This is a genomic window from Metapseudomonas cellulosilytica, assembly GCF_049334135.1.
Classification (GTDB): Bacteria; Pseudomonadota; Gammaproteobacteria; order Pseudomonadales; family Pseudomonadaceae; genus Metapseudomonas.
This window is the reverse complement of sequence record NZ_JBHZGN010000009.1, coordinates 33,627-58,272: the sequence shown is the minus strand read 5'-3', so window position 1 is coordinate 58,272 and position 24,646 is coordinate 33,627. Positions and strand designations below refer to the sequence as shown.

Genomic DNA, 24,646 nt, shown 5'->3' with positions numbered 1-24,646 from the left:
AGCCCCGAGGCCAGACACATCCCTTTCATGTTCGCCAGCAACTGGCCATCAGCCGACCGTTCGTCTGAGCGCAGCGGTCAATGGGCCTGAGCATTTCCGTCATTGAGCCAATGGCCTATAGCGATAAGGTAGCCATAGCCCGCCAGGGCACCGGCGGTCGACCTACAAGAACAACAGGCACAGTCGTTGCCACCAGCTGCCTCAAGAGGACGCCATGACCGAAGCATTCATTTTCGACGCGGTGCGCACGCCCCGCGGCAAGGGCAAGAAGGACGGCGCTCTGCACAGCGTCAAGCCGGTCAACCTGATCGCCGGGCTGCTGCGCGCTCTGGCCGAGCGCAATGACCTGGACACCAGCCAGGTGGATGACATCGTCCTGGGCTGCGTGACGCCGGTGGGCGACCAGGGCGCCGATATCGCCAAGACCGCCGCGCTGGTGGCCGACTGGGACGAAAGCGTTGCCGGCCAGCAGATCAACCGCTTCTGCGCATCGGGCCTGGAGGCGGTGAACCTGGCGGCGATGAAGGTGCGTTCCGGCTTCGAAGACCTGGTGGTGGCCGGTGGCGTGGAGTCCATGTCCCGCGTACCCATGGGCTCTGATGGTGGCGCTTGGGCCATGGACCCGGAAACCAACCTGCACACCAGCTTCGTGCCCCAGGGTATCGGTGCCGACCTGATCGCCACCCTGGAAGGCTTCAGCCGCCAGGATGTCGATGCCTTCGCCCTGCGTTCCCAGCAGAAGGCCGCCCGCGCCCGTGCCAGCGACGCCTTCGCCAAGTCCCTGGTGCCGGTCACCGACCAGAACGGCATCGTCCTGCTCGACCATGACGAGTTCATCCGCGGCGACTCCACCCTGGAAGGCCTGGGCGCCTTGAAAGCCAGCTTCGAGATGATGGGGCAGATGGGCTTCGACGCCACCGCCCTGCGCAAGTACAGCCAGCTGGAACGCATCGAGCACGTGCACACGCCGGGCAACAGCTCCGGCATTGTCGACGGTGCCGCCGCCATGCTCATCGGCTCCGCCGCCAAGGGCAAGGAGCTGGGGCTGAAACCCCGCGCGCGCATCGTCGCCACGGCGGTCACCAGCACCGACCCGACCATCATGCTCACCGGCCCGGCGCCGGCCACCCGCAAGGCCCTGGCCAAGGCCGGATTGACCGTGGCCGACATCGACCTGTTCGAAGTCAATGAAGCCTTCGCCTCGGTGGTGATGAAGTTCATGAAGGACATGGGCGTGCCGGAGGACAAGGTCAACGTCAACGGCGGCTCCATCGCCCTGGGCCACCCGCTGGGGGCTACCGGATGCGCCATCCTCGGCACCCTGCTGGACGAGCTGGAGGCGCGCAACCTGCGCTACGGCCTCGCGACCTTGTGCGTCGGTGGCGGCATGGGTATCGCAACGATCATCGAGAAGGTTTGAGGCGGAGAAGAAAAATGACAGACGCCATCCGTTACGAGAAAGGCCAGGACAATATCGTCGTCCTGACCATGGACATGCCAGGGCAGAGCGCCAACACCATGAACGCGGTATACCGCCAAGCCATGGGCAAGGCCGTCGAGCGCCTGGAGGCGGAGAAGGACAGCATTGCCGGGGTCATCGTCACCTCGGGCAAGAAGACCTTCTTCGCCGGCGGTGACCTCAACGAACTGATCAGGGTCACCAAGGCCGAAGCCAACGCCTTCTACCAGATGGTGCTGGGCATCAAGGGCCAGCTGCGCCGCCTGGAAACCCTCGGCAAGCCCGTGGTGGCGGCCATCAATGGTGCGGCCCTGGGTGGCGGTTGGGAAATCTGCCTGGCCTGCCATCACCGCATCGCCCTGAACGACAACAGCGTGCAACTCGGCCTGCCGGAAGTGACCCTCGGCCTGCTACCGGGCGGTGGCGGCGTGGTGCGCATGGTGCGCCTGCTGGGCATCGAGAAAGCCCTGCCGTACCTCGCCGAAGGCCGCAAGGTGCGTCCGGATCAGGCCCTCAAGGCCGGCCTGATCCATGACATCGCCCAGACCCCGGACGAGATGCTGGCCAAGGCCCGTGCCTGGATCCTGGCCAATCCCAAGTCGGTGCAGCCCTGGGACGCACCCGGCTACAAGATCCCCGGTGGCACTCCGTCCAGCCCCAATGTGGCGCAGATGCTGGCCATCGCCCCGTCGGTCCTGCGCGACAAGACCAAGGGCTGCTTCCCGGCGCCGGAGAAGATCATGTGCGCCGCGGTCGAAGGTGCCCAGGTGGACTTCGACACGGCCCAGTTGATCGAGGCGCGTTACTTCACCGAGCTCACCACCGGCCAGGTGGCGAAGAACCTGATCGGCACCTTCTGGTTCCAGTTGAATGAGATCAGCGCGGGCAGCTCGCGACCCAAGGGCCCGGCGCCCTACGTGACCAGGAAGGTGGGCGTGCTCGGTGCCGGCATGATGGGCGCGGGCATTGCCTACGTTTCGGCCATCTCCGGCATCGAGGTGGTGCTCAAGGACGTGTCGGTGGAAGCGGCGGAGAAGGGCAAGGCCTACACCCAGGGCCTGCTGGACCAACTGGTGAGCCGTGGCCACATGGCCGTCGAGAAGCGTGACGCCATCCTCGGCCACATCAAGGCCACCGCCAGTGATGCCGACCTCGATGGCTGCGACCTGATCATCGAAGCGGTGTTCGAGAACCGCGAGCTGAAGGCCAAGGTCAGCGCTGCCGCCGAGGCCGCCGCGCTGCCAGACGCCGTGATCGCGTCCAACACCTCCACCCTGCCCATCACCGGCCTGGCCCAGGCAGTGACGAAACCGGAGAAGTTCATCGGCCTGCACTTCTTCAGCCCAGTGGACCGCATGCCGCTGGTGGAGATCATCCGCGGCGAGAAGACCTCGGACGAAACCCTGGCCCGTGGCTTCGACTATGTGCTGCAGATCAAGAAGACGCCCATCGTGGTCAACGACAGCCGTGGATTCTTCACCTCCCGCGTGTTCGGCACCTTCACCAACGAAGGCATCGCCATGCTGGGCGAGGGCGTGTCGGCGGCGATGATCGAGAACGAGACCCGCAAGGCCGGCATGCCGGTAGGGCCCCTGGCGATCTCCGATGAAGTCTCCATGAGTCTGATGGCCCATATCCGCAACCAGACCGCCGAAGACCTCAAGGCCGAGGGCAAGGCGATGCCGGAGCATCCGGCCTTCGCCGTGATCGACCTGATGCTCAACGAATACAAGCGGCCCGGCAAAGCGGCGGGCGGCGGCTTCTACGAGTACCCGGCGGGCGGCAGGAAGCACCTCTGGTCGGAGCTCAAGGCGCGCTTCGAGAAGGCCGACCGGCAGATACCGCAGGAGGATGTGCGCGATCGCATCCTCTTCATCCAGGCCATCGAGACCGTGCGCTGCGTGGAGGAGGGCGTGCTGCACTCGGTCGCCGACGCCAACATCGGTTCGATCTTCGGCATCGGCTTCGCCGCCTGGACCGGCGGCGTGCTGCAGTTCATCAACCAGTACGGCCCGCGCGACTTCGTCGCCCGCGCCCGCTACCTGGCCGAGCAATACGGCGAGCGCTTCGAGCCGCCGGCGCTGCTGCTGGACAAGGCGGCCAGGGGCGAGCTGTTCTGATCCATCGACCCGAAAGAAAAAACCGGCTCCTCGCGAGCCGGTTTTTCATGCTGCACCCTGCCTGGACTTACGCCGTGGCGAAGCGGTTCTCCAGGTACCGGATGATGTCGTTGGATTCGTACATCCAGCGGCTTTCTCCGTTTTCCTCGATGCGCAGGCAAGGCACCTTGATCTTGCCGCCACCGGCCAGCAGGGCGGCGCGATGGGTCTCGTCATTTTTCGCATCGCGCAGGGCGATCGGCAGGTTAAGCCGGTGCATGGCGCGGCGGGTCTTCACACAGAAGGGGCAGGCGTTGAACTGGTAGAGCGCGAGGCTGGTGGCCTCTTCCGCGACCCGGGCTTGCGCCTCGGGGCTGCGGCGCAGCTTGCGCGGGCGGGTGATGAGGTCGAGGAAGATGATCAACTGGCCCAGGCCGACTCGTAATGCCTTGATGAACACTGCTGCAAACCCTTGATTGAAAAACGGGGGCGGCAGTCTACCGGAACTTGTCGGGTGAGACCGCCTTTCATGCCAGATGGTCGCGGCAGCACACCAGTGAGCTCATGTCGAACACGGCTGGAAGCGGGAAGTCGCGGCCGGCGGGCGGGTTGCCGGAATGGCCCCGCAGGGCCAGTTCAGTGACGATGCCGCGGCTGATGCTGTGGATGGCCTCGATGTTCTTGGCCACCGCACCCACCGAGCCATGGGCACTGCCAATCAGCGAAAAGCCGTTGGTCATGACTGCCAGGGCGGTGAGGAAATAGAGTCGGTTCTTGTGCTGTTTCATGATCGGTGTTGCCTGTCCTGGATTCAGCCTTGTCTTCCGCTGGGTTTCTTCTCGCTTGCCAGCAACACCGGGATGCTCTGGCTGAGCTGCTGGTAGAAGCTCATGGAGGCGTCCGTGGGACTCACACCGATGCGGCCGCGCTCGTAACCGAAGCTGATGGCCAGGACCACCATCACCACGACGAAATACAGGCCGAGGCTGGCGAGGGCGCCGTTGCGTGCGTGCTTGATGGTGGGGTTGCTCATGTCGTGACTCCGTGGCCGGGGGCTTGGGTGGGCATAGAGTCGCGAAAAACGTTTCGATGAAAAAACGAGCAATGGGCATGGTAACTATCGACGCCACCAATAGTTCCGCCGGGCGCCGTCAATTTTTATTGACGAGCTCCGGCAGGCCGCGAATTAGAGGGGTAGGGCGTCCTAAGTATTCATTGGAGAGCGGGGATATCGGCGCCGTCTATGACGCCGTTAGGCGCCGACTATGACGGGGTGCACCTGGCGGTATTTCAATCACCTCGGCACTGTGTTAAATAAAACGCACATTTTCCCCACATAGAGCCTCTCTGCATTTCAGGAACCATGAGCTAATGCCACTTCGCATCTGCATTCTCGAAACCGACATTCTCCGCCCCGAGCTGATCGACCAGTACAAAGGCTACGGCCTGATGTTCGAGCAGTTGTTCGCCAAGCAGCCGATTGCGGCGGAGTTCAGTGTCTACAACGTGGTGCAGGGGCATTACCCACCGGAAGGCGAGAAGTTCGACGCTTACCTGGTGACCGGCAGCAAGGCCGATTCCTTCGGCGCCGACCCATGGATCACCACGCTCAAGGAATTCCTGCTGGCGCGCTATGAGGCCGGTGACAAGCTGCTGGGTGTGTGCTTCGGCCACCAACTGCTGGCCCTCTTGCTGGGCGGCCGCACCGAGCGCGCCACCCAGGGTTGGGGCGTGGGTAGCCACAGTTACCAACTGAAGCACAAGCCGGAATGGATGACCCCCGCGCTGGATGACCTGACTCTGCTCATCAGCCATCAGGACCAAGTCACTCAGCTGCCCAAAGGCGCCACCCTCCTGGCCTCCAGCGACTTCTGCCCGAATGCCGCCTACGCCATCGGCGACCAGGTGCTGTGCTTCCAGGGTCACCCGGAGTTCGTCCATGACTACTCGCGCGCGATATTGGACCTGCGCCAGGATTTCCTCGGCGACGAGATCTACAAGCAGGGTGTGAGCAGCCTGGATCGCGACCACCAGGGCACTGCTGTCGCCGAGTGGATGATGCGTTTCATAGCCCGCGACCGCGCCGCCTGATCCCTGCTCAGGAACAGAAAAGCCCGCCATCTGGCGGGCTTTTTCATGGGCGCTCCCGACCGGTTGGAACGCCGTGTGGTGGCTATCGGCCGCCGAGATTCACAGCCAGCCGTAGTGCTTGAAGCTCGCGTACAACGCGGTACAACCGGTGGCGACGAATCCCAGCACGCCGAAGTAGCCGTAATGCCAGCCCAGCTCCGGCATGTACTGGAAGTTCATGCCGTAGATGCCCGCAATCGCTGTCGGAAAAGCAAGAATGGCCGCCCAGGCGGCGAACTTGCGCTGCACTACGCTCTGGCGCGACGACTCCAGCAACAGGCCGATCTCGATGGCGTGGTCGGCCATCTCCCGCAGGCCGGTCAGGTCTTCCAGCAGCCGATTGACGTGGATAGAGATATCGCGGAAGTAGGGGCGCATGTGCTTGTCGATGAAGGGGAAGTCCAGGCGCTGCAGCTCTTCGCAGATTTCCCCCATGGGGCCGATGTAGCGGCGCAGGCGGAGCAGGTCGCGGCGCAGGCAGTGGATGCGCTCGACATCGGCCTGGCCCAGTGGGCGATCCAGCACGTTCTGCTCGATTTCCTCCAGTTCCGAATGGAAGCTGTCCATCAGCGGGCGGTAGTTCTCCATCACGAAGCTGAGCAGCGCGTAGAGGACGAAATCCTCGCCATGCTCGAGTAGCAACGGGCGCGCTTCACAACGCTGGCGAACCCGGGAGTAGGGCGCGGACTCGCCATAGCGAGCACTGATGATGTAGCCCTTGCCGGCGAACAGCTGGGTCTCGATGAACTGCAACTCGTCATCGACCACGATTGGCGAGTAGACCACCAGGAACAGGGCATCGCCGAAGGTCTCCAGCTTGGGCCGCGTGTGGCGGGTGAGCGCGTCTTCCAGGGCGAGTTCGTGCAGGTCGAACTGCCGTTGCAGGTTGCTCAGCTCCTCCGTGCCCGGGTCATGCAGGCCGATCCAGACGAAATGGCCAGGCTTGCTGGCCCACTGCAGGCCTTCATCGAGGGTTATGTCGGTGACTCTCCGGCCTTTGGCGTATACAGCGGCGGCAACGACTCGACCCATGGTTCAGCGATTCCTTCATCCGGTGATTGGAAACATGGCGCAGAGAGTATCGCGCCTGGTTATCTGAGTCTTGCCGATGGACGAGGTTCTGCAATGGTGTGGCTAGAGCACCTGCTCTAAATTGTTCCCGCACCTCGATCGGTACAAGGATGACCGAAGCCTTCAGCTGCCCCTATCGGCGCTACCGCTCGACCCGTGGCTCCGTGGCGCTGTTCTCATGCCGTCGCCTCGATCCGCGACCGAGCGTGCCCACAGCGCCTGGCTGCGCTCCCCGGAAACCGTGGTCGAGATAGTTGTCAGCAGTTTGGCGCTGTTTACCTGTCATTTCGCCACCTGTCAGGCTTTGTGAAGTATCTTGTTACAGGCGCTAGCGTTTAAAGGGTGATCCTCGAGAAGAACGAGCGGAGGCCTGTCATGGTGTTGAAGAAGTGCGTACTGGCGATGGCAATCTGTGCGGTCTTCAGCCTGTCTTGCAGCCTGTTGCCGGGCGACCTTTCCAGTTTGCCGAGTGCTTACGCCAAGGAGGGTGGAGACGGCGGTGGGGGCGGCGGCAGCGGTGGAGGTGGTGGTAGTGGCGGAGGCGGCGGCAGTGGTGGTGGGGGTGGACACGGCGGCAGCGGCAGTGGCGGCGGTGGTAGCGGCCATGGAGGTGATGGCGGTGGACACGGTAGCGGGCATAGCGGCGAAGGCGGCCACAGCGGCTCCGGCAGCGGCCATAGCGGTCGCGGCGCCGACGATGGGCCTGGCCATGATGTGGGCGAAGCCCATGGGGTCGGCCATGGTGCGGACGACGGTGCCGACCACGACGTAGGGGAGGCCCATGGCGTCGGCCAGGGAGCCGATGATGGCCCTGATCACGACGTTGGCGACGACCGCGGCGGAGACGCCGGTGCCGAACCTGGAGATGACAACGGCGGCATGTAAATCAAGGTCCAATGAAAAGCCCCGCAGAGCGGGGCTTTTTCGTGGGCAGGGCTCAGACCAGTTGCTGCTTGTCGATCTCGATGGCCGCGTCCAGGGTTTCCAGGAGCGCCTTGCGTACTTTGAGCTTGGTGTTGCGGTGCGCGGTCATGTTGATCTTCTTCAACTGCAGGGCGGTGGTGCGTGCGGCTTCCGGCAGTTGCTCGAGCGGAACCACCTTGTCGAGGAAGCCAGCATCCAGGGCGTCCTGCGGATTGAACATCTCGCCATTGATCACCGAACGGTGGAAGGCGGACTTGCGCAGGCGATCACGGGCCAGCTCGATGCCTACGTGATGCATGGTCATGCCGATCTGCACCTCGTTCAGGCCGATGCTGAACGGACCTTCGACACCTATGCGGTAGTCCGCGGACAGCAGGATGAACGCGCCCTTGGCCACCGCATGGCCCGGGCAGGCAACAATGATGGGGTAGGGGTGCGCCAGCATGCGGCGGGCCAGGGTGGAACCGGCGGCGACCAGGGCAATGGCATTTTCCGGGCCGGAGGTCATCACCTTGAGGTCGTATCCGCCGGAGAGAATGCCCGGCTGACCGGTGATGATCACGATGGCGCGATCCTGCTCCGCGCGATCCAGCGCAACGTTGAAGGCGGCGATCACATCCGGGGAGATGGCGTTCACCTTGCCGTTGCATAGGGTCAGGGTGGCGATGCCGTCTTCGAGTTGGTAGGAGATCAGCTCACTCATGGCGGGTTCCTTGTTAAGAAGTGGGTTGACGTTACCCAGCGCTACCGTGGAGGTAAAGGATTGAGACTGACCGATGAGTCAGCCTTCGCGCCGCCGCCCGCAGTCCGCGGCGGAAAGCCTTCCCGGAGCCCTTGAAGGCTACTTGACAGGACAAGGGGAAACGGGCATGCGAAGTTTTTTTCATAAACGCATGAAATTTATGAAAAAAGTGTTTGCATTCCAGAAAACACTCCACTAAATTAGCGCACCTCGACGGGGCCAACGCCTCGAAGAGATTCCGGTGAGGTGTCCGAGCGGTTGAAGGAGCACGCCTGGAAAGTGTGTATACGGGAAACCGTATCGAGGGTTCGAATCCCTCCCTCACCGCCACTTTCCGATTCAAGCAAACCCCTGATATTCCTAGTGAAGTCAGGGGTTTTTGCTTTCTGGGATACCGGTTTAGGACCAAATTAGGACCAAATCGTACTCATAGTCCGCTCTAGGACGCCCTAGGACGATTCGGGTCTGAATCCCATCATCTGCGACACCATCCCCGCCATGCTCCGGGTATCCGCGGGAATCCAACGCCCGTAGTGCTTCTTCACCATGGTGGTGTCGGTGTGCCCCAGCTGACGCGCCACCCATTCGACCGGGACATAGCACGACAGCGCCTGGCTTAGGCACTTGCTCTGCTTCTCGATCCAGTCAAGTCGATTCACCCCCACGATGGTGATGCGGGGCCAGGACCCAACGAGGATCCTTGCCCTGCGTGCCATCCTCCAGCCAGTGGCCGGTGACGGTCTCCGCCCGACGGATGAGCTCCCTGGTGTGCGAGAAGTCATAGGAGTTGACGGACAGCGGGCATAGCGGCGGCACGACCAGCAGTTCACACCGCTCGGCGAAGCGCTCGACGTCTGCCAGCAACTGGCGCATGGCGAGCAGGTTGAGTGCATGCATCGCAATAGCCAGCGCGCTCCGTGGCGGTGTGCGCAGGATGCATGGTGTTCCGGTCGGCAGGATGACGACCCGAGTGGCTCCGAGGGCGATTGCCACGGAAATCGGGGTGTTGTTGGCGATGCCGCCATCCATCAACGACCGACCCGCAATGGTGACCGCTGGGAAAATGGCCGGGATGGCCGTGCTGGCGAGCAGCGCCGTCGTAGCCTCGCCCGTAGACAGGATGACCTCCGTGCCGTCGAGCACGTCCGTGGCGACTACGTGACAGGGCACTGCCGCATCCTCCAGGCGCCGGTAGGGGAGTTGCGACTCGATGAGCGCGCGCAAGTGCTGGGGGAGGGCGAGGTGGTCGCGTTGACCGAGCAGGCCGAGGATCGTGCCGAACGCCGAGAACGGGAAGATATCCGAGCGGCGCAACTCCAGCCAGATCCGCTCGAGGCGCGCGATGCCGCGTGCGTCGGGGGACGCGGCAAAATAGGCGCCGTTGATCGCCCCCACCGAGGCACCGACGATCAGATCGGGCGTGATGTGCGCTCGGGTCAGTGTCTTGAGCATGCCAACCTGCACGGCGCCGAGACTGCCGCCGCCGGCCAGCACGAAGGCCGTTTTCCGTGCTCCAGCCTGATTCATGTAAACCGCCCCGGACCAGTCCACCGCCGCAGGGGCGCGGTCAACCCTGCAGCGTCGCCTCGATGGTCAGGTTCTCCAGATCACGCCCGACCGAGGCTGCCGCGACGAGTTCTCCCGCGCGGAAGTAGCGCGCCGTGAAGTCCCGTTTCGCCAACGCGCCGTCGATGCGGACTTCGTCCCAGCCGTGGGCGTATCCGGTGTAGCGAAGATCCAGCCCGTAGTGGTGAGTCCAGAAGTACGGCACATCCGTGAATGCCCGTCCGGCGCCCAGCATATTGGCTGCGGCAGCCTGGCCCTGTCGCTGCGCATGGACCCAGTGCTCGACCCGGATCAGGTCCGCGCCGTACCGATAGCGTGCGACATCACCGGCGGCGAAGTGGCCAGCCACCGAGGTCTGCAGGCACGGGTCGACGAGGATGCCGTCCTGCACTGCCAGTCCGGCTGTGGCTGCGAGCTCCGTGCGCGGCGCGACACCTGCGCCGACGATCAGCAGATCCGCAGCAATCCGAGTGTCGTCAGCGAGGGTGAGTGTCTTGCCATCGAAGCCTTTGGCCTCCGAGCGAAGGTGGAACGCCACTCCCTGCTCCTGGTGCAGGCCAGCGAGGAAGCCGCCCACTTCCCGACCCAGCGCACGCTCCAGCGGCACATCCTCGGGTGCCACCACATGCACCTGGAGTCCACGCGCCCGCAGCGCTGCCGCTGCCTCCATGCCGATAAAGCCGGCGCCGATCAGGGCCACCGACGTCGCGCCCTGGCACGCCTCGATGATCGACCGGGCATCGGCCAGCGAGCGCAGCATGAACACGTTGGGAAGGTCGAACCCCGGGATGGGCAGCCGCCGCGGTGCCGCACCGGTAGCGATGAGCAGGACGTCATAGGCCAGCCGTTCGCCCGATCCGGTCAGCACTTCTCGTGCGCCGGTATCGATCGCGGTGACGTCGCAGCCGAGGCGCAGGTCGATCTGCCGATTGGCATAGAACTTCGGGCCCCGCAGTGGAATCCAGTCTTCCGGCGCGGTTCCGGCCAGGTAGTCCTTGGACAGATTGGGCCGGTCATAGGGTGCCGACGCATCGGCGCTCAGCATCGACAACGCGCCGGAATAGCCCAGGTCACGCAGACGCTCGGCCGCTGCGAACCCCGCGGCGCCGCCACCTATGATCAGGATTCGGCCGGGCTGGTTGGGGAGGGTACTTGCTCGCATCGGCTGCTCGGTTTTTTCCGCGTCACGCACGAACACGGTCTCGCCGACGATCTCCACACGCCAAGTCGTCAGCGCCGCGAAGGCGGGCGCCCGCAGGGCGGCACCGGTACGCAGACTGAAACACGCGTGGTGCCACGGGCAGCGAATTTCGTCATCGACCACCAGGCCATCGGCCAGTGGCGCACCGTAGTGGGTACAGAGACCGCTGACCGCATGGAGGCCATCGTCCATTCGCACCAGCAGGACCGGGTTGCCTTCGACGTGCCCGGCGAGCACGCCAGTGGCCGGCACACTGGACAAGGGCACGCCCTTGGTCAGGTCGGGACCGGCGGGGAGGGTATCGGAGTGAGCCATGATGTGACTCCTTGGGTGTGGAAAATCCGCCTGGGTTGCAACCGTTCTGCACGGAGCGCGGCTGGGAGGCGCCGGACCCGGAAAGGTCGCCGTGGGGCACTTCGCGCACCCCGCGCGACGACATTGGAGAACACCAGGCGTAGCAGGCGGCTAACCAGCCTGTTTCGTGGAATCCCACGGCATCGGCCCATACAGGGCGGTCATCTGGACAGATTTCGGCAATTCCCGTGCGCTCAACCAAGCACTACTGCAACAACGATCAATGCGCCAACGACCATCAGGAAACCCATCAGCACCAACGCAATGCTGCGCAGGGATTGTCGATCATCTGAGCCTAGCAAATGCATGTTGACCTCCTCGGCAGGAGCCATTTCCGGATGTCACCTCCGACGTTACGCCGCCCATTTGAATTTGAATAACGATAAAAATCGGCCGTAAATATCGGTGATATCGAATCCATTTGGCGAATGGCGGCAGTGTTGCCTGAACGGGCACTGGGCATGCCTGAATGCCAGATGACTGCCTCACCCGACTCTGCGCGCGGGTGTTCCGGCCTGATCACCGATCGAGGGGTTGCCGCTTATGGATACCGAACTTGCCCGAACCTTTCTCACGGTCATCGCGGCGGGAAACTTCCGCAATGCCGCCTCGCGGCTGTTCGTCACCCAATCGACGGTCAGTGCCAGAATCGCCGCACTGGAGGAACAACTCGGCTGCAGCCTGTTCGTGCGCAACAAGGCCGGCACGACGCTCACCCCAGCCGGCCTCTCCTTTCACCCCTTCGCGACCACGCTCGTGCGCACTGTGGAACGCGCGCGCCAGGACATCGGCGTGGCCTTGGGCTTTCGGGCGTCCGTGACCATCGGCGGACGATTCGGACTCTGGGACGATCTGCTGTTTGCCTGTCTGCCGCGAATCCGCAAGGCGGTACCCGACATCGCCGTACGCGCCGAGATGGCCTTCGAAGATGAACTCATTCAGGGGCTGGTCGAGGGGCGCACAAACGTCGGGGTGATGTACACACCCCAAAGCCGGCCGGGGTTGGTGGTCGAACCGCTGCTGGAAGAGCAGCTGGTGTACGTGACTACCCGCGACGACAACTCCAGCCCGCCCGGTGAAAACTATGTGTACATCGACTGGGGGCCCGAGTTCGCCCGCAAGCACAGTGCCGCGTTTCCCGATTTCCTCGGCGCCGGGTTGAGCACCAATATCGGCTGGCTGGGCCTGACCCACATCCTGGCTGCCGGCGGCGCCGGGTATTTCCCCCTACGCCTGGTCAAGCATGCGCTCACCGCAGGGCAGTTGCATCGCCATCCTGACGCGCCGGACTTCCGGCTGCCGGCGTATCTGGTGTATCCGGCCGACCCACAGCCTGAAACGCTGGGGCTTGTGCTGCAGATCGTGCGTGAGGTTACCAGGGAGATTCTGCAGCAGCATGCGTGACATGCGTCGCCAGCGTGGCTCCGCGGAACGGGATCGATGCCAGCGTCGGACGTAAATGGCTTCCGTCCTACCGCTACAGACGTAACGATTGCCGGTTCGCCAAGGCTGGCGCAACGCAGCAGCCTCGGCTGGCCTGCATGAGTCGCCAGGCCGTTACTGCCCCTTTGGCTGCTCAGGCGATGAAGCGCTGCTCCAGGTCCTCGCCGTGGTCGACCCAGAAGGCAAAGTCCATCGGCACCGCCTGCACCAGGTTGGCCGGTGCGGTGCGCGGTGGTGGAACTGCTGGTGGTGGATGAAGCGTGATCCACCCTACAAAAGCCCCACGTTCGCAGTGCCCCGCGTAGGGTGGATGTCGCTCTTCACATCCACCTTCCAATGCCCTAGCTCTGGAGGGCCGGGTGGCGGCTGCGCAGCAGGCGTGGTTGCCTGTTTGAACAGTGAGTCTTTTGCCATTTCAGGGGGCTGACATTGAACCAGCGGTTGAATGCCCGGCTGAATCCGCTGGCGTCCGAGTAGCCGAGCAGTCCTGCTATCTGCGCGATGCTGAGGGACGGGTCGTCGAGGTAGTGGCGAGCCAGTCCCTGACGGGTTTCATCCAGCAAGTGCTGGAAGGATGTGCCTTCCTGTTCCAGCCGGCGTTGCAGCGTGCGCGGATTGACGGCCATGCAGTCGGCGACCTTCTCAAGGGTGGCGCGGCCGCAGGGCAGCAGGTTGCGCAGCAGCTGCCGGACGTAGCTGGGCAGTTCGTCGGCCGACAGCCGCTCCATTCTCGCGATGTGTTCGGTGATCAGCTGGTGCAGCCGTGCATCGGCCTCACCCAGGGGCAGTGAAAGCACCGAGGCGTCGAATTCCAGTTCGGTGCAAGGGGCGGCGAAGACCGGTCGCACGCCGAGTGCCCGGCGATAGGTCGCCTCATCGCCCAGCGGCGGGTGCCGGAGCCGGACCGTTGCCGGCTGCCAGCCAGCACCGGCCAGGGCCCGCAGCAACTGCACGCCGACGCTGCAGGCCAGTTCTTCCGCCTGGCCTAATCCGGGCATATCGCACGCGTTGATGCGGTAGCCGAGGCGGGCGACGCCTCCTTCAAGGTCGAAGGCGACCTCGGCGGCGCCGTTGTACAGGGAATAGTTCGCGCGCAACTCGGCCAGCGCATCACCGACGGTGCCGGCATTGCGAATCAGATAGAACAGCTCGCCGAATACATCGATGCCCTGGAACAGGCCGTACTGCAGGCCGAATGAGGCATTACCCGATTGCGCCGCACAGAGTTCCAGCAGCTCGCAGTAGCGGCGATAGGGGAGGATGCCGTCCTGTCGGCGCAGGCAGTCCTGTGGCAGCGACGCGCGCCGAAGCATGTCCGCCGGATTGAGGCCCTGGCCGCTGGCGAATGCATCGAAGCCGACAAGACCGAGGGCGCGAACGAACGGATTGAGTGCCATGTTCCATTACCGTCCGGTCGCGCGCGGCCGACGAGGGGGCGCGGGGGCGGCGACGGACTCGGCCAGCCGCTGGGTCTGCTGATAGTGCTGTTTCCATTTCTGCGGACTGACGCCGTTCCAGCGGGTAAAGGCCCGGGAGAACGCGCTGAGATCGGCATAGCCCAGCAGCTCGGCAAGCTGCGTCAGTCTGATGGACGAGTCGCAGATGTAGCGCGTGGCCATCGCCTGGCGCGTCTTGTCCAGCAGCTCCTGAAAGCCGGTGCCCTCGGCCTGGAGGTAGCGCTGCAGGGTGCGCGGGCTGAGCTGCATGTGCCCGGCGACCTGCTCGATGGTGATGTGGCCCTCGGGCAGCCGCTGGCGCAACAGTTTCTGCACGTAGGCCGGCAGTTCCTGCACGGTCATCCGGGCCAGCTCGTCCAGATGACGCCGTGCCAACTGCTGGAACCTTTCATCGGTAGCGCTGAGGGGCGTTTCCAGCAGTGCCGCATCGAAGACCCAGGCGTTGACCGGGCTATCGAAGCGCGGCGTGACACCCAGCAGGCGCCGGTAGGTGCCGGGCTCGTTTGCCGCAGGGTGCCGCAGCCACAGCGCGCTCGGCTTCCAGAGCTGGCCCAGCAGGCTTTGCATGAGCTGGGCGCCGATGCCCATGGCCAGTTCCACGGTCTGCCGCGCCGAGGTGGCATCACGGTCGATCACCTCATAGAGGAGCCGTGCCTGGCCACCCTGTTGTTCGAGATGGAGTTCGGCGCCACTGCTGTGGACATGAAAGTACTGCGTCAGCGCCTGCAGCGCGTCGCCCGCCGTGCTGGCGCTCTGGATCAGGTAGAGCAGCCCGCCCAGCGCCTGGGAGCCCTGCTGCAGGCCGAACTGCAGCCCGAACAGCGGATTCCCCGAACGCCTTGCGCACAGCTCAAGCAGGGTGTTGAACCTCACCCCGGAGATCAGCCCGTCCAGGACATCGGCGGGGAGTCCGGCTTCGGTCAGGACGGCGTGCGAATCGAGGCCCTGGCTGATGGCGAACTCGTCGAAACCCAACAGGGCGATGCCGCGGACAAAAGACGTCATTGCGAATGCCCGAATGATTCATGGCGAAGGTTGGAACCAGCGGAAAGCCAATGGCTGCCTTTTGCGCAGCGATCCTACACCAAGGTCCCGCGCCGCTGTTCCATGCCGCCAGAATGTCATGATTTGCCGATTTTGTGGCGCGAACTGCAAAGCTTTTGTGTCGGACGGCGCTCAGACTCAAGGCACCCATAACAACAAGGCACTGCATTCGGCGCCAGCCGGATGACGGAGGTTCCCATGCGCCGATTCCTGCTCGCTTGCCTGGTCGGGCTCCTGGCCGCCGCTGCAGTCCATTCGATCAATGCGCCGATCCTGGTCACCCTCGCCGGCCCTCGCATGGCGTTGCCGATCGCCAGTATCGCCGATGTGTTCAGGCATTTCTGAGCAGCCAGCGGTGATGCGTCCTCCCGGCGCGCCTCCTGACTGCCTGGCAACCCGAGGATTTTCAATGAGCGACCTGATCCACTACCGCCTTGAAGACGGTGTGGCCCTAATCGGCCTTGATCGTGAGCCGGTCAACGCGCTTGGCCAGTCTCTACGCAGCGCGCTTGCCGAGGCATGCGAGCGCGCTGCCATGGACCATCGAGTGCAGGCCATCATCCTCTACGGCGAGCATGGCCTGTTCAGTGCGGGCGCGGATATCAGAGAGTTCGGCACCGATGCTTCCTTCGCCGAGCCGGACTTGCCCAGCACACTGGTGCGACTGACAGAAATCCATAAACCCATGATCGCTGCCATTGGCAAACTGGCTCTTGGCGGTGGGCTGGAGCTGGCGCTGGCGTGCGGCTACCGGATCGCTGAGCCGGGGGCCCGGCTGGGCCTGTCGGAAATCAACCTGGGCCTGCTGCCGGGCGCCGGTGGCACCCAGCGCCTGCCGAGGCTGATTGGCGCCGAATCGGCGTTGAATCTGATTCTTTCGGGTGAACACATCGACGCCGAACGGGCTCGTCTGCTGGGCATCCTCGACCGCATAGCGCCCAGCGCCGAGGCGCTGCTGGATGAGGCGCGCGCTTACGCCCATGAGTTGATCGACTGCTCCGCGCCGGCGCGTCCGGCACAGGCCTGGCCGGAGCCGACCGAGGGTTTGCCGGACGATTTCCTCGCCCGTTATCGCGCCGAGCATGAGCCGCGCTGGAAGAGCCGCCTGGCACCGCGCCTGGTGCTCTGCGCGCTGGAAGCCGCCTGCCTGCTGCCTTTGGAGGAAGGCCTCGCACGCGAACTGGCGCTGTTCAAGGAGGCCGAGGCCTCCCGCCAGTCGAAGGCGCTGCGCCACGTGTTCTTCGCTGAGCGCGAGTCGGCGCGGATTCCCGGTGTCAGTGCAGACATTCCACTGCGCCGGATCAGCAAGGTGGCCGTTGTTAGCGCTGGCACCATGGGCGGCGGCATTGCCATGAACTTCGCCAATGCGGGCATTCCCGTGGCGCTGCTCGAACGGAGCGGCAGTGCGCTGGACCGTGGCCTGACGCAGATCCGCAGCCACTACGAGAGCAGCGTCAAGCGTGGAAAGTTGTCCATCGAGCAGGTGCAGCAGCGTATGGATCTGCTGTTCGGCACCCTCGACTATGCCGACCTGTATGACGCCGATCTGGTGATCGAGGCGGTGTTCGAGAAGCTGGAGGTCAAGCAGGAGGTGTTCCGCACCCTGGATCAGGTGTGCAAGCCGGGCGCCATCCTGGCCACCAACACCTCGTCGCTCGATGTCGACGCCCTCGCGGCGACGGTTTCGCGTCCGCAAGATGTGATTGGCCTGCACTTCTTCAGTCCGGCCAACGTCATGCGCCTGCTGGAAGTCGTGCGCGGCAAGGCCACCGTGCCTGACGTGCTGGCGACCACGATGAATATCGCCAGGCGTGTCGGCAAGCTGCCGGTGATCTCCGGCGTCTGTTTCGGCTTCATCGGCAACCGCATGCTCGAACCCTACGCCCGCGAAGCCCATCGCCTGGTATTGGAGGGCGCTACACCGGCCCAGGTGGACGGCGTACTCACTGGTCTTGATCTGAACATGGGCGTGTTCAGCATGCTGGATCTGGCCGGCGTCGATGTGAACTTCCTGGTGCGTGATTCCAACCGCGCGGCCATCGCCCACGACCAGAGCTACTGCCGGCTGGGCGACGAGCTGTACGCCATGGGCAGATACGGCCAAAAGACCGGGAGAGGCTTCTACCTCTATGAGGGTCGAAACCGCAAGGATGACGCCGAGGTGATCGCCTTGGCCGAGCGTCTCGCGGACGAGCTTCGGATTCCCCGGGCCCCGATGGACGACCGGCAAATCCTCGAGCGCTGCCTGTTCGTACTGATCAATGAAGGCATCCAGTTGCTGGATGAAGGCATCGCCTTGCGTGCCGGTGATATCGACCTGGTCTGGATCAACGGCTACGGTTTTCCCGCTCACCTGGGCGGTCCCATGCATCACGCCGAGCAGCTGGGGCTGGACAAGGTGCTGGCCGGCATCCGCCACTACCGCCAAGCACTGGGTGAATACGGCGAGATGTGGTTCCAGCCGGCTCCGCTGCTGGAGCGCCTGGTGGCCGCCGGTCACCCTCGCATCGAGCAGATCTGAGAATCCCGCTTCCGATGCCGGTCAGTTCGATGGGTCGGGCGGCGTTCCGCGAGCGGAGCGATACCCATCAGCCCCGTCCGCATGGGTATCGCTCCGCTCCACCCATCCTACGACCCAGTTCAGTAGCCTGCTTCGAGGGTTGGCCCTGTGGGGCTGGAGATCAGCTCGGAAATGCGGACTGGCCAGTGCTCAAACGGCGGCGCCGTGCAGGAACATCTGCTCCAGCACATTGGAGGAGTTGGAACTGGCCACTCGCCCCCGACGCTCAGCGTCGACCATGCCGTAGATCATCATGGTGAAGAGTTCGGTGAAGACCGCGGCGGCGATGTCGATGCGAAACACGCCTTGTTGCTGGCCGCGCAGGAAGAAGGCGTCCAGGGCATGCATATAGGTCTGCCAGCGCGCGCCGCCTCCCTCCGGGGTCAGGAAGTCTGGGCTGTACTGGAACATCAGAAAGACCAGCACCTCGCGGTGTTTCAGGTGTTCGCCGATCAGGCGACGTAGCGCATCGAGTGGCTCGGCCTGTTCCAGGTCAGCGGCGACGATGATCTGGTTGAGCACCGTCTCGCCATGTTTCTCCAGCATCTCCACCAGGTTGTCGCGGGTGCCGCAGAAGCGGTGCAGCGTCGCCTTGCTCACGCCTGCCGATTCCGCCAGCTCCTTCAGTGTCGCCCGTGGGCGCTCGACGATGGCCACGGCCAGGGCTTTGAGGAGTCGTTCGTCATGGGCGGTCAGCGACATCAGCGGGTCTCGGATCGATTTCTGGAAAGCGCGCATTGTGCAGAAAACCTTCTCGCTTCAAAAGGAGATGGCGAATTCAATCACGTATGAGTCAATTGAGACAAGATTGACTCATTAGGTTTTTGTGGGGATCATATGCGCCGTTTATAGCAATCCGTGGGTGAGTCATGGGCGATTTACGAGTGATGGGAATAGTGGGTGCCCTGGTGGCGTCGATGGCATTGGCCGGCTGTGGCCCGACGGATGCACCAGAGGCTGCCGTCGAGATGCCGCGCCCGGTTTCCGTGGTGGCGGCGGTTGTCGAACCGCTGATGCTGACGTCGGAATTGCCGGGCCGGGTCGAACCGGTGCGGGTCGCCGAGGTTCGCGCCCGGGTGGCGGGCATCGTGCTGGAGAAACGCTTCGAGGAGGGCGCCGACGTGAAAGCTGGCGACCTGCTGTTCCAGATCGATCCGGCGCCGCTCAAGGCCGCGGTCTCCCGCGCCGAAGGCGAACTGGCCCGCGCCCAGGCCGTGCTGACCGAGGCTCAGGCGCGAGTGAAGCGGTACGAACGACTGGTGAAGGTCGAGGCGGTAAGCCAGCAGGTCTACGACAGTGCCGTTGCTGATTTGCGCACTGCCCAGGCGGTAACCCGTACGGCCCAGGCTGACCTGGAAACCGCGCGCCTGAACCTGGGTTATGCCTCGGTCCGTGCACCGATTTCCGGTCGCATCGGCCGCGCGCTGGTGACCGAGGGCGCGCTGGTGGGGCAGGGCGATGCCACCCTGCTGGTGCGTATCCAGCAACTGGACCCGGTCTATGTCGACTTCACCCAGTCGGCGGCGGATGTATTGCGCCTGCGTGAAGCGCTGAAGGACGGCAATCTCTCCGCCGGCGACGGCAGTCCGCTATCGATTCGCGTCGAAGGTACTCAATACGAGACCAAGGGTTCCCTGATGTTCACCGATGTGACGGTGGACCCGGGCACCGGCCAGGTTGCCCTGCGTGGCAAGTTCGCCAACCCGGACGGCCTCCTGCTGCCGGGTATGTACGTGCGCGTGCGTGCACCCCAGGGGCTCGACCAGCAGGCAATCCTGGTGCCCCAGCGTGCGGTGCAGCGTGGCCCCGATGGCGCCGCCCATGTGCTGGTGATCGGCTCGGATGGCCGTGCCGAGGCGCGCGGGGTGAAGACCGGCGTGATGCAGGATTCCCGTTGGCAGATCCGTGAAGGGCTGAAGGCGGGCGATCAGGTCATCGTCAGCGGTATGGCCGGCCTGCAGCCAGGCACCCAGGTGGTCGCGCATCAGGCGCAAGAGCAACAGGCGGCACGTCAGTAACAGCGGGTACGCCGCGAGGATCGTTCAATGTCCAAGTTCTTCATCACGCGCCCTAACTTCGCCTGGGTGGTGGCGCTGTTCATCTCCCTGGCCGGCCTGCTGGTCATCCCGCTGTTGCCGGTGGCCCAGTACCCCAATGTGGCGCCGCCGCAGATCACCATATCGGCAACCTATCCGGGCGCTTCGGCCAAGGTGCTGGTGGATTCCGTGACCAGCGTGATCGAGGAGTCGCTCAATGGCGCCAAGGACCTGCTGTATTTCGAGTCCACCAACAACTCCAACGGCATCGCCGAAATCGTGGTCACGTTCCAGCCGGGCACCGACCCGCAACTGGCCCAGGTGGACGTGCAGAACCGCCTGAAGAAGGCCGAGGCGCGCATGCCGCAGCCCGTGCTGGCCCAGGGCATCCAGGTGGAGCAGACCAGTGCCGGCTTCCTGCTGATCTACGCCTTGAGCTACAAGGAGGGGAGCGAGCACGCCGACACTACCGCGCTGGGCGACTTTGCCGCGCGCAACATCAACAACGAGCTGCGCCGGGTGCCCGGCGTCGGCAAGCTGCAGTTCTTCTCGTCCGAAGCCGCCATGCGCGTGTGGATCGACCCACAGAAGCTGGTGGGCTACGGCCTGTCCATCGATGACGTGAGCAACGCCATTGCCGGGCAGAACGTGCAGGTGCCGGCCGGCAGCTTCGGCAGCTCGCCCGGCAATATCCAGCAGGAGCTGACCGCGACCCTGGCGGTGAAAGGCACCCTGGACAGCCCGGAAGAGTTCGGCCGCATCGTCCTGCGCGCCAACGCCGATGGCTCCACGGTGAAACTCGCCGACGTCGCGCGGCTCGAAATCGGCAGCGAAAGCTACAACTTCTCCTCCCGCCTGAACGGCAAGCCGGCGGTGGCAGCCGCCATCCAGCTGTCCCCTGGCGCCAACGCCATCCAGACCGCCGAAGCGGTCAAGCAGCGCCTGGCCGAGCTGTCGGTGAGCTTCCCCAGCGGCGTGGAATACTCCGTTCCCTACGACACTTCGCGTTTCGTCGACGTGGCCATCGAGAAGGTGATCCATACGCTGCTCGAAGCCATGGTGCTGGTGTTCCTGGTGATGTTCCTGTTCCTGCAGAACGTCCGCTACACGCTGATTCCGTCCATCGTCGTGCCGGTGTGCCTGCTGGGCACGCTGGCGATCATGTACCTGCTGGGCTTCTCGGTGAACATGATGACCATGTTCGGCATGGTGCTGGCCATCGGCATCCTGGTAGACGACGCCATCGTGGTCGTCGAGAACGTCGAGCGGATCATGGCGGAGGAGGGGCTGTCCCCGGCGGCCGCCACGGTCAAGGCCATGGGCCAGGTCTCCGGCGCCATCATCGGCATCACCCTGGTGCTCTCGGCGGTATTCCTGCCGCTGGCCTTCATGGCCGGCTCCGTGGGCGTCATCTACCAGCAGTTCTCGCTATCACTGGCGGTGTCCATCCTGTTCTCCGGCTTCCTCGCGCTGACCTTCACCCCGGCGCTGTGCGCCACGCTGCTCAAGCCGATTTCCCATGGGCACCACGAGAAGCGCGGGTTCTTCGGTGCTTTCAACTGTGGCTTCGACCGCCTGACCGAACGCTACACCGTGCTGAACAACGGCCTGGTACAGCGTGCCGGACGCTTCATGCTGGTGTACGTCGGCATCATCGCATTGCTGGGCTTCTTCTACCTGCGCCTGCCGGAGTCCTTCGTACCGGTGGAAGACCAGGGCTACAACATCGTCGACATGCAGCTGCCGCCGGGAGCCACCCGCGCCCGTACCGACGCCACCGCCCAGGAGCTTGAGCGCTTCCTGCGGTCCCGCGAGGCGGTCGAGAATTCGTTCCTGGTGATGGGTTTCAGCTTCTCCGGTATGGGCGAGAACGCCGCTCTGGCTTTCCCCACCTTCAAGGACTGGTCCCTTCGCGGCGCGGATCAATCCGCCGAGGCGGAGGCCCTGGCGGTGAACCAGCACTTCGCCGTGCCCGGCGACGGCACCGTCATGGCGGTGACGCCGCCGCCCATCGACGGCCTGGGTAACTCCGGCGGCTTCTCCCTGCGCCTGCAGGACCGTGGCGGTCTGGGTCGCGAGGCCCTGCTGGCCGCCCGTGACCAATTGCTTGGCCAGGCCAACGGCAACCCGAAGATCCTCTACGCGATGATGGAGGGTCTGGCGGAAGCCCCGCAGCTGCGGCTGGAGATCGATCGCGATAAGGCGCGCACCCTGGGGGTGAGCTTCGAGTCGATCAACAGCGCGCTGTCCACCGCGTTCGGTTCGGCGGTGATCAACGACTTCACCAATGGCGGCCGCCAGCAACGCGTGGTGGTACAGGCGGAGCAGGGCGCGCGGATGACGCCGGAAAGCGTTCTCAAGCTCTACGTACCCAACGCCGGCGGCGAGATGGTGCCGCTGAGTGCCTTCGTCAGCACCCATTGGGAAGAGGGGCCGGTGCAGATCGTGCGTTACAACGGCTACCCCTCGATCCGTATCTCCGGCGATGCCATGTACGGCGTGAGCACAGGCGAGGCCATGGCCGAAATGGAGCGTCTGGCCGCCCAGCTGCCCGCCGGCATCAGCTACGAGTGGACCGGTCTGTCGTACCAGGAAAAGGTCGCCAGCGGCCAGGCATCGCAGCTCTTCGCGCTCGCCATTCTGGTGGTGTTCCTGGTGCTGGTGGCGCTCTACGAGAGCTGGTCGATTCCGCTCACGGTGATGCTGATCGTGCCCATCGGTGCGTTGGGCGCAGTGCTGGCGGTGATGGTCGCCGGACTGCCGAATGACGTGTATTTCAAGGTCGGCCTGATCACCATCATCGGTCTGGCGGCGAAGAACGCGATCCTCATCGTCGAGTTCGCCAAGGAGCTCTGGGAGCAGGGGCGCAGCCTGCACGAGGCCGCCATCGAGGCCGCGCGCCTGCGCTTCCGCCCCATCGTGATGACCTCGCTGGCCTTCATCCTCGGCGTGGTGCCGCTGGTGCTGGCCACCGGTGCCGGCGCCGCCAGCCAGCGCGCCATCGGCACCGGCGTGATCGGCGGCATGCTCGGCGCCACCCTGCTGGGGGTGATCTTCGTGCCCATCTGCTTTGTCTGGGTGCTGTCGCTATTGCGGCGCAAACCCGCTCAGGTCGAACAACCGGCCCAGGTTCTGGAGTGATCATCGTGCGCAAATCCGCTTTTACCGTTTCGGCGCTGGTGTTCGCCCTGTCCCTCGGCGGCTGTTCCCTGGCGCCGACCTACGAGCGCCCCGAGGCGCCCGTGGCCCAGGACTGGAGCACCGCCAGCGACCAGTCCGGCGCCGAGGTCGGCGGCCTCGACTGGCACGGCTTCATCGTTGACGCCGAGCTGCGCCGTCTGGTGGGGATCGCCCTGGACAACAACCGCTCCCTGCGCCAGACGCTGCTGGACATCGAGCAGGCCCGCGCGCAGTACCGCATCCAGCGCGCCGACCGGGTACCCGGCCTCGCCGCTGGCGCCTCGGGCAATCGCCAGCACCTGCCGGCGGACCTGTCCACCAATGGTGCGGCGGAGGTCAGCAGCAACTACCAGGTTGGACTGGCGTTGCCCGAGTACGAACTGGACCTGTTCGGCCGGGTGAAGAGCCTCACCGATTCGGCGCTGGAACAGTACCTGGCAACCGAGGAGGCCGGACGCAGCGCGCGGATCGCGCTGGTGGCCGAAGTCAGTCAGGCCTACCTGATCTATAGCGGTGCGCAGCAGCGCCTGGAGCTGACCCATCGCACCTTGGCCAGCCGCGAGGAGTCCTTCGTACTGATTGAGCAGCGCCGCAACGCCGGTGCCGCTACCGCGCTGGACTACCAGGAAGCCCTGGGGCTGGTGGAACAGTCTCGCGCCGAGCTGGAGCGCAACCAGCGGCAGAAGCAGCAGGGGTTCAACGCCCTGGTGCTGCTGCTGGGCACACCGGATGCCGCTGCGACGATTCCGGCGGTGTCGCCGGAGCGGCTGCGGGTGTTGCAGGACATCGCCCCCGGCACCGCCTCGAAACTGATAGCACGACGCCCCGACATTCTCGCCGCCGAGCATCGCCTGAAGGCGCGCAATGCCGATATTGGCGCGGCGCGCGCGGCATTCTTCCCGCGCATTACCTTGACCGGCAGCTTCGGTACTTCCAGCGCGGAAATGTCCGGGTTGTTCGAAGGCGGTTCGCGCGCCTGGAACTTCGTGCCCAATCTGACGCTGCCGCTGTTCGATGCCGGCCGCAACCGGGCCGGGCTGGACCTGGCAGAGGTGCGCAAGGACTCTGCCGTGGCTGTTTACGAAGGCAGCATCCAGACCGCCTTCCGCGAGGTGGCGGATGCCCTGGCGGCCACCGACACGCTCCGTCGCGAGGAAGCCGCCCGGCGCTCGCTGGCGGGCACCAGCAGGGAGACGCTGAAGCTGGCCAGGGCCCGTTACGAGGGCGGGGTGGACAGCCACTTGCGTTACCTGGATGCCCAGCGCAGCAGCTTCATCAACGAGCTGGCGCTGATCGAGATCAGCACCGAGCGACAGGTCGCCCTCGTCGACCTGTTCCGCGCCCTCGGCGGCGGCTGGACCGGGACGGCGGCGCTGTAAC

Annotated in this window: 20 protein-coding genes and 1 tRNA gene; 10 read left to right on the top strand and 11 right to left on the bottom strand. The window is 64.5% G+C overall.

Annotated features, from left to right (window positions below; genetic code table 11):
- Nucleotides 1-214: 214 nt before the first annotated feature.
- Both ACFW0H_RS13325 and ACFW0H_RS13320 read left to right on the top strand, forming a co-directional pair.
- Nucleotides 215-1,420: an acetyl-CoA C-acetyltransferase gene (locus ACFW0H_RS13325; RefSeq protein ID WP_422914379.1), complete on the top strand. Its 1,206-nt coding sequence runs from the start codon at nucleotides 215-217 to the stop codon at nucleotides 1,418-1,420.
- Between the two features lie 14 nt (nucleotides 1,421-1,434).
- Complete coding sequence (locus ACFW0H_RS13320; protein WP_422914378.1) at nucleotides 1,435-3,579, top strand: 3-hydroxyacyl-CoA dehydrogenase NAD-binding domain-containing protein; 2,145 nt, start codon at nucleotides 1,435-1,437, stop codon at nucleotides 3,577-3,579.
- Nucleotides 3,580-3,646: 67 nt separating this feature from the next.
- On the opposite strand, the gene ACFW0H_RS13315 is transcribed toward ACFW0H_RS13320, so the two are convergent.
- The 3 genes from ACFW0H_RS13315 to ACFW0H_RS13305 form a co-directional block, all read right to left on the bottom strand.
- Nucleotides 3,647-4,018: a glutathione S-transferase N-terminal domain-containing protein gene (locus tag ACFW0H_RS13315; protein ID WP_422914377.1), complete on the bottom strand. Its 372-nt coding sequence runs from the start codon at nucleotides 4,016-4,018 to the stop codon at nucleotides 3,647-3,649.
- Nucleotides 4,019-4,085: 67 nt separating this feature from the next.
- Nucleotides 4,086-4,346, bottom strand: coding sequence for a hypothetical protein (locus ACFW0H_RS13310; RefSeq protein WP_422914376.1), 261 nt, complete (start codon nucleotides 4,344-4,346; stop codon nucleotides 4,086-4,088).
- A gap of 23 nt (nucleotides 4,347-4,369) precedes the next feature.
- Nucleotides 4,370-4,591 carry a hypothetical protein gene (locus ACFW0H_RS13305; protein WP_422914375.1) on the bottom strand — a complete coding sequence of 74 codons (222 nt, stop codon included), beginning with the start codon at nucleotides 4,589-4,591 and terminating at the stop codon, nucleotides 4,370-4,372.
- Nucleotides 4,592-4,929: 338 nt separating this feature from the next.
- On the opposite strand from ACFW0H_RS13305, the gene ACFW0H_RS13300 reads away from it, so the two are divergent.
- Nucleotides 4,930-5,649, top strand: coding sequence for an amidotransferase (locus tag ACFW0H_RS13300; RefSeq protein WP_422914374.1), 720 nt, complete (start codon nucleotides 4,930-4,932; stop codon nucleotides 5,647-5,649).
- A 99-nt stretch (nucleotides 5,650-5,748) separates the two neighbouring features.
- On the opposite strand, the gene ACFW0H_RS13295 is transcribed toward ACFW0H_RS13300, so the two are convergent.
- From ACFW0H_RS13295 to ACFW0H_RS13285, 3 genes are all read right to left on the bottom strand, one after another.
- Complete coding sequence (locus tag ACFW0H_RS13295) at nucleotides 5,749-6,720, bottom strand: magnesium and cobalt transport protein CorA (RefSeq protein WP_422914373.1); 972 nt, start codon at nucleotides 6,718-6,720, stop codon at nucleotides 5,749-5,751.
- A 336-nt stretch (nucleotides 6,721-7,056) separates the two neighbouring features.
- Nucleotides 7,057-7,656 (bottom strand): hypothetical protein, encoded by a 600-nt coding sequence (locus tag ACFW0H_RS13290; protein WP_422914372.1) that lies wholly within the window; start codon nucleotides 7,654-7,656, stop codon nucleotides 7,057-7,059.
- A 40-nt stretch (nucleotides 7,657-7,696) separates the two neighbouring features.
- On the bottom strand, nucleotides 7,697-8,386 hold the full coding sequence (locus ACFW0H_RS13285) for a crotonase/enoyl-CoA hydratase family protein (RefSeq protein ID WP_422914371.1): 690 nt from the start codon (nucleotides 8,384-8,386) through the stop codon (nucleotides 7,697-7,699).
- Between the two features lie 279 nt (nucleotides 8,387-8,665).
- Here ACFW0H_RS13285 and ACFW0H_RS13280 point away from each other — a divergent pair.
- A tRNA-Ser gene (locus ACFW0H_RS13280) sits at nucleotides 8,666-8,755 on the top strand.
- Between the two features lie 315 nt (nucleotides 8,756-9,070).
- Here the strand turns inward: ACFW0H_RS13280 and ACFW0H_RS13270 are convergent.
- Together ACFW0H_RS13270 and ACFW0H_RS13265 are read right to left on the bottom strand one after the other, a co-directional pair.
- A complete protein-coding gene (locus ACFW0H_RS13270; RefSeq protein WP_422914370.1) occupies nucleotides 9,071-9,952 on the bottom strand; it encodes a patatin-like phospholipase family protein in 882 nt (293 codons plus the stop codon).
- 40 nt (nucleotides 9,953-9,992) lie between these two features.
- Nucleotides 9,993-11,507: an FAD-dependent oxidoreductase gene (locus tag ACFW0H_RS13265; protein ID WP_422914369.1), complete on the bottom strand. Its 1,515-nt coding sequence runs from the start codon at nucleotides 11,505-11,507 to the stop codon at nucleotides 9,993-9,995.
- A gap of 582 nt (nucleotides 11,508-12,089) precedes the next feature.
- On the opposite strand from ACFW0H_RS13265, the gene ACFW0H_RS13260 reads away from it, so the two are divergent.
- Nucleotides 12,090-12,950: a LysR family transcriptional regulator gene (locus ACFW0H_RS13260; protein ID WP_422914368.1), complete on the top strand. Its 861-nt coding sequence runs from the start codon at nucleotides 12,090-12,092 to the stop codon at nucleotides 12,948-12,950.
- Between the two features lie 380 nt (nucleotides 12,951-13,330).
- On the opposite strand, the gene ACFW0H_RS13255 is transcribed toward ACFW0H_RS13260, so the two are convergent.
- Nucleotides 13,331-14,386, bottom strand: a complete 1,056-nt coding sequence (locus ACFW0H_RS13255; RefSeq protein ID WP_422914367.1) for an AraC family transcriptional regulator — start codon at nucleotides 14,384-14,386, stop codon at nucleotides 13,331-13,333.
- Nucleotides 14,387-14,392: 6 nt separating this feature from the next.
- Nucleotides 14,393-15,451 carry an AraC-like transcriptional regulator QhpR gene (gene qhpR, locus ACFW0H_RS13250; protein ID WP_422914366.1) on the bottom strand — a complete coding sequence of 353 codons (1,059 nt, stop codon included), beginning with the start codon at nucleotides 15,449-15,451 and terminating at the stop codon, nucleotides 14,393-14,395.
- A 237-nt stretch (nucleotides 15,452-15,688) separates the two neighbouring features.
- On the opposite strand from qhpR, the gene ACFW0H_RS13245 reads away from it, so the two are divergent.
- The gene (locus ACFW0H_RS13245; RefSeq protein ID WP_422914365.1) at nucleotides 15,689-15,835 is read left to right on the top strand and encodes a hypothetical protein; all 147 of its coding nucleotides are present in this window, start codon (nucleotides 15,689-15,691) and stop codon (nucleotides 15,833-15,835) included.
- Nucleotides 15,836-15,899: 64 nt separating this feature from the next.
- The gene (locus ACFW0H_RS13240) at nucleotides 15,900-18,011 is read left to right on the top strand and encodes a 3-hydroxyacyl-CoA dehydrogenase NAD-binding domain-containing protein (RefSeq protein WP_422914364.1); all 2,112 of its coding nucleotides are present in this window, start codon (nucleotides 15,900-15,902) and stop codon (nucleotides 18,009-18,011) included.
- 189 nt (nucleotides 18,012-18,200) lie between these two features.
- On the opposite strand, the gene ACFW0H_RS13235 is transcribed toward ACFW0H_RS13240, so the two are convergent.
- A complete protein-coding gene (locus ACFW0H_RS13235) occupies nucleotides 18,201-18,752 on the bottom strand; it encodes a TetR/AcrR family transcriptional regulator (protein WP_422914509.1) in 552 nt (183 codons plus the stop codon).
- 167 nt (nucleotides 18,753-18,919) lie between these two features.
- Between ACFW0H_RS13235 and ACFW0H_RS13230 the strand changes: the two genes are divergently transcribed.
- Genes ACFW0H_RS13230 through ACFW0H_RS13220 form a run of 3 tightly spaced genes read left to right on the top strand, consistent with a single transcriptional unit; the run spans nucleotide 18,920 to nucleotide 24,645 of the window.
- Entirely contained in the window at nucleotides 18,920-20,068 is a 1,149-nt protein-coding gene (locus tag ACFW0H_RS13230) for a MexC family multidrug efflux RND transporter periplasmic adaptor subunit (protein ID WP_422914363.1), read from the top strand.
- Nucleotides 20,069-20,095: 27 nt separating this feature from the next.
- Nucleotides 20,096-23,227 (top strand): multidrug efflux RND transporter permease subunit, encoded by a 3,132-nt coding sequence (locus ACFW0H_RS13225; protein WP_422914362.1) that lies wholly within the window; start codon nucleotides 20,096-20,098, stop codon nucleotides 23,225-23,227.
- 5 nt (nucleotides 23,228-23,232) lie between these two features.
- On the top strand, nucleotides 23,233-24,645 hold the full coding sequence (locus ACFW0H_RS13220; RefSeq protein WP_422914361.1) for an efflux transporter outer membrane subunit: 1,413 nt from the start codon (nucleotides 23,233-23,235) through the stop codon (nucleotides 24,643-24,645).
- Nucleotide 24,646: the final 1 nt, after the last annotated feature.

Bases quoted from the DNA above. Each gene is read 5' to 3' on its own strand.
- ACFW0H_RS13295 (WP_422914373.1), bottom strand. From the start codon at position 6,720: ATGGGTCGAGTCGTTGCCGCCGCTGTATACGCCAAAGGCCGGAGAGTC.
- ACFW0H_RS13230 (WP_422914363.1), top strand. From the start codon at position 18,920: ATGGGCGATTTACGAGTGATGGGAATAGTGGGTGCCCTGGTGGCGTCG.
- ACFW0H_RS13265 (WP_422914369.1), bottom strand. From the start codon at position 11,507: ATGGCTCACTCCGATACCCTCCCCGCCGGTCCCGACCTGACCAAGGGC.
- ACFW0H_RS13325 (WP_422914379.1), top strand. From the start codon at position 215: ATGACCGAAGCATTCATTTTCGACGCGGTGCGCACGCCCCGCGGCAAG.
- ACFW0H_RS13310 (WP_422914376.1), bottom strand. From the start codon at position 4,346: ATGAAACAGCACAAGAACCGACTCTATTTCCTCACCGCCCTGGCAGTC.
- ACFW0H_RS13240 (WP_422914364.1), top strand. From the start codon at position 15,900: ATGAGCGACCTGATCCACTACCGCCTTGAAGACGGTGTGGCCCTAATC.
- ACFW0H_RS13320 (WP_422914378.1), top strand. From the start codon at position 1,435: ATGACAGACGCCATCCGTTACGAGAAAGGCCAGGACAATATCGTCGTC.
- ACFW0H_RS13270 (WP_422914370.1), bottom strand. From the start codon at position 9,952: ATGAATCAGGCTGGAGCACGGAAAACGGCCTTCGTGCTGGCCGGCGGC.
- ACFW0H_RS13235 (WP_422914509.1), bottom strand. From the start codon at position 18,752: ATGTCGCTGACCGCCCATGACGAACGACTCCTCAAAGCCCTGGCCGTG.
- ACFW0H_RS13225 (WP_422914362.1), top strand. From the start codon at position 20,096: ATGTCCAAGTTCTTCATCACGCGCCCTAACTTCGCCTGGGTGGTGGCG.
- ACFW0H_RS13260 (WP_422914368.1), top strand. From the start codon at position 12,090: ATGGATACCGAACTTGCCCGAACCTTTCTCACGGTCATCGCGGCGGGA.
- ACFW0H_RS13245 (WP_422914365.1), top strand. From the start codon at position 15,689: ATGCGCCGATTCCTGCTCGCTTGCCTGGTCGGGCTCCTGGCCGCCGCT.
- ACFW0H_RS13305 (WP_422914375.1), bottom strand. From the start codon at position 4,591: ATGAGCAACCCCACCATCAAGCACGCACGCAACGGCGCCCTCGCCAGC.
- ACFW0H_RS13285 (WP_422914371.1), bottom strand. From the start codon at position 8,386: ATGAGTGAGCTGATCTCCTACCAACTCGAAGACGGCATCGCCACCCTG.
- ACFW0H_RS13255 (WP_422914367.1), bottom strand. From the start codon at position 14,386: ATGGCACTCAATCCGTTCGTTCGCGCCCTCGGTCTTGTCGGCTTCGAT.
- ACFW0H_RS13300 (WP_422914374.1), top strand. From the start codon at position 4,930: ATGCCACTTCGCATCTGCATTCTCGAAACCGACATTCTCCGCCCCGAG.
- qhpR (WP_422914366.1), bottom strand. From the start codon at position 15,451: ATGACGTCTTTTGTCCGCGGCATCGCCCTGTTGGGTTTCGACGAGTTC.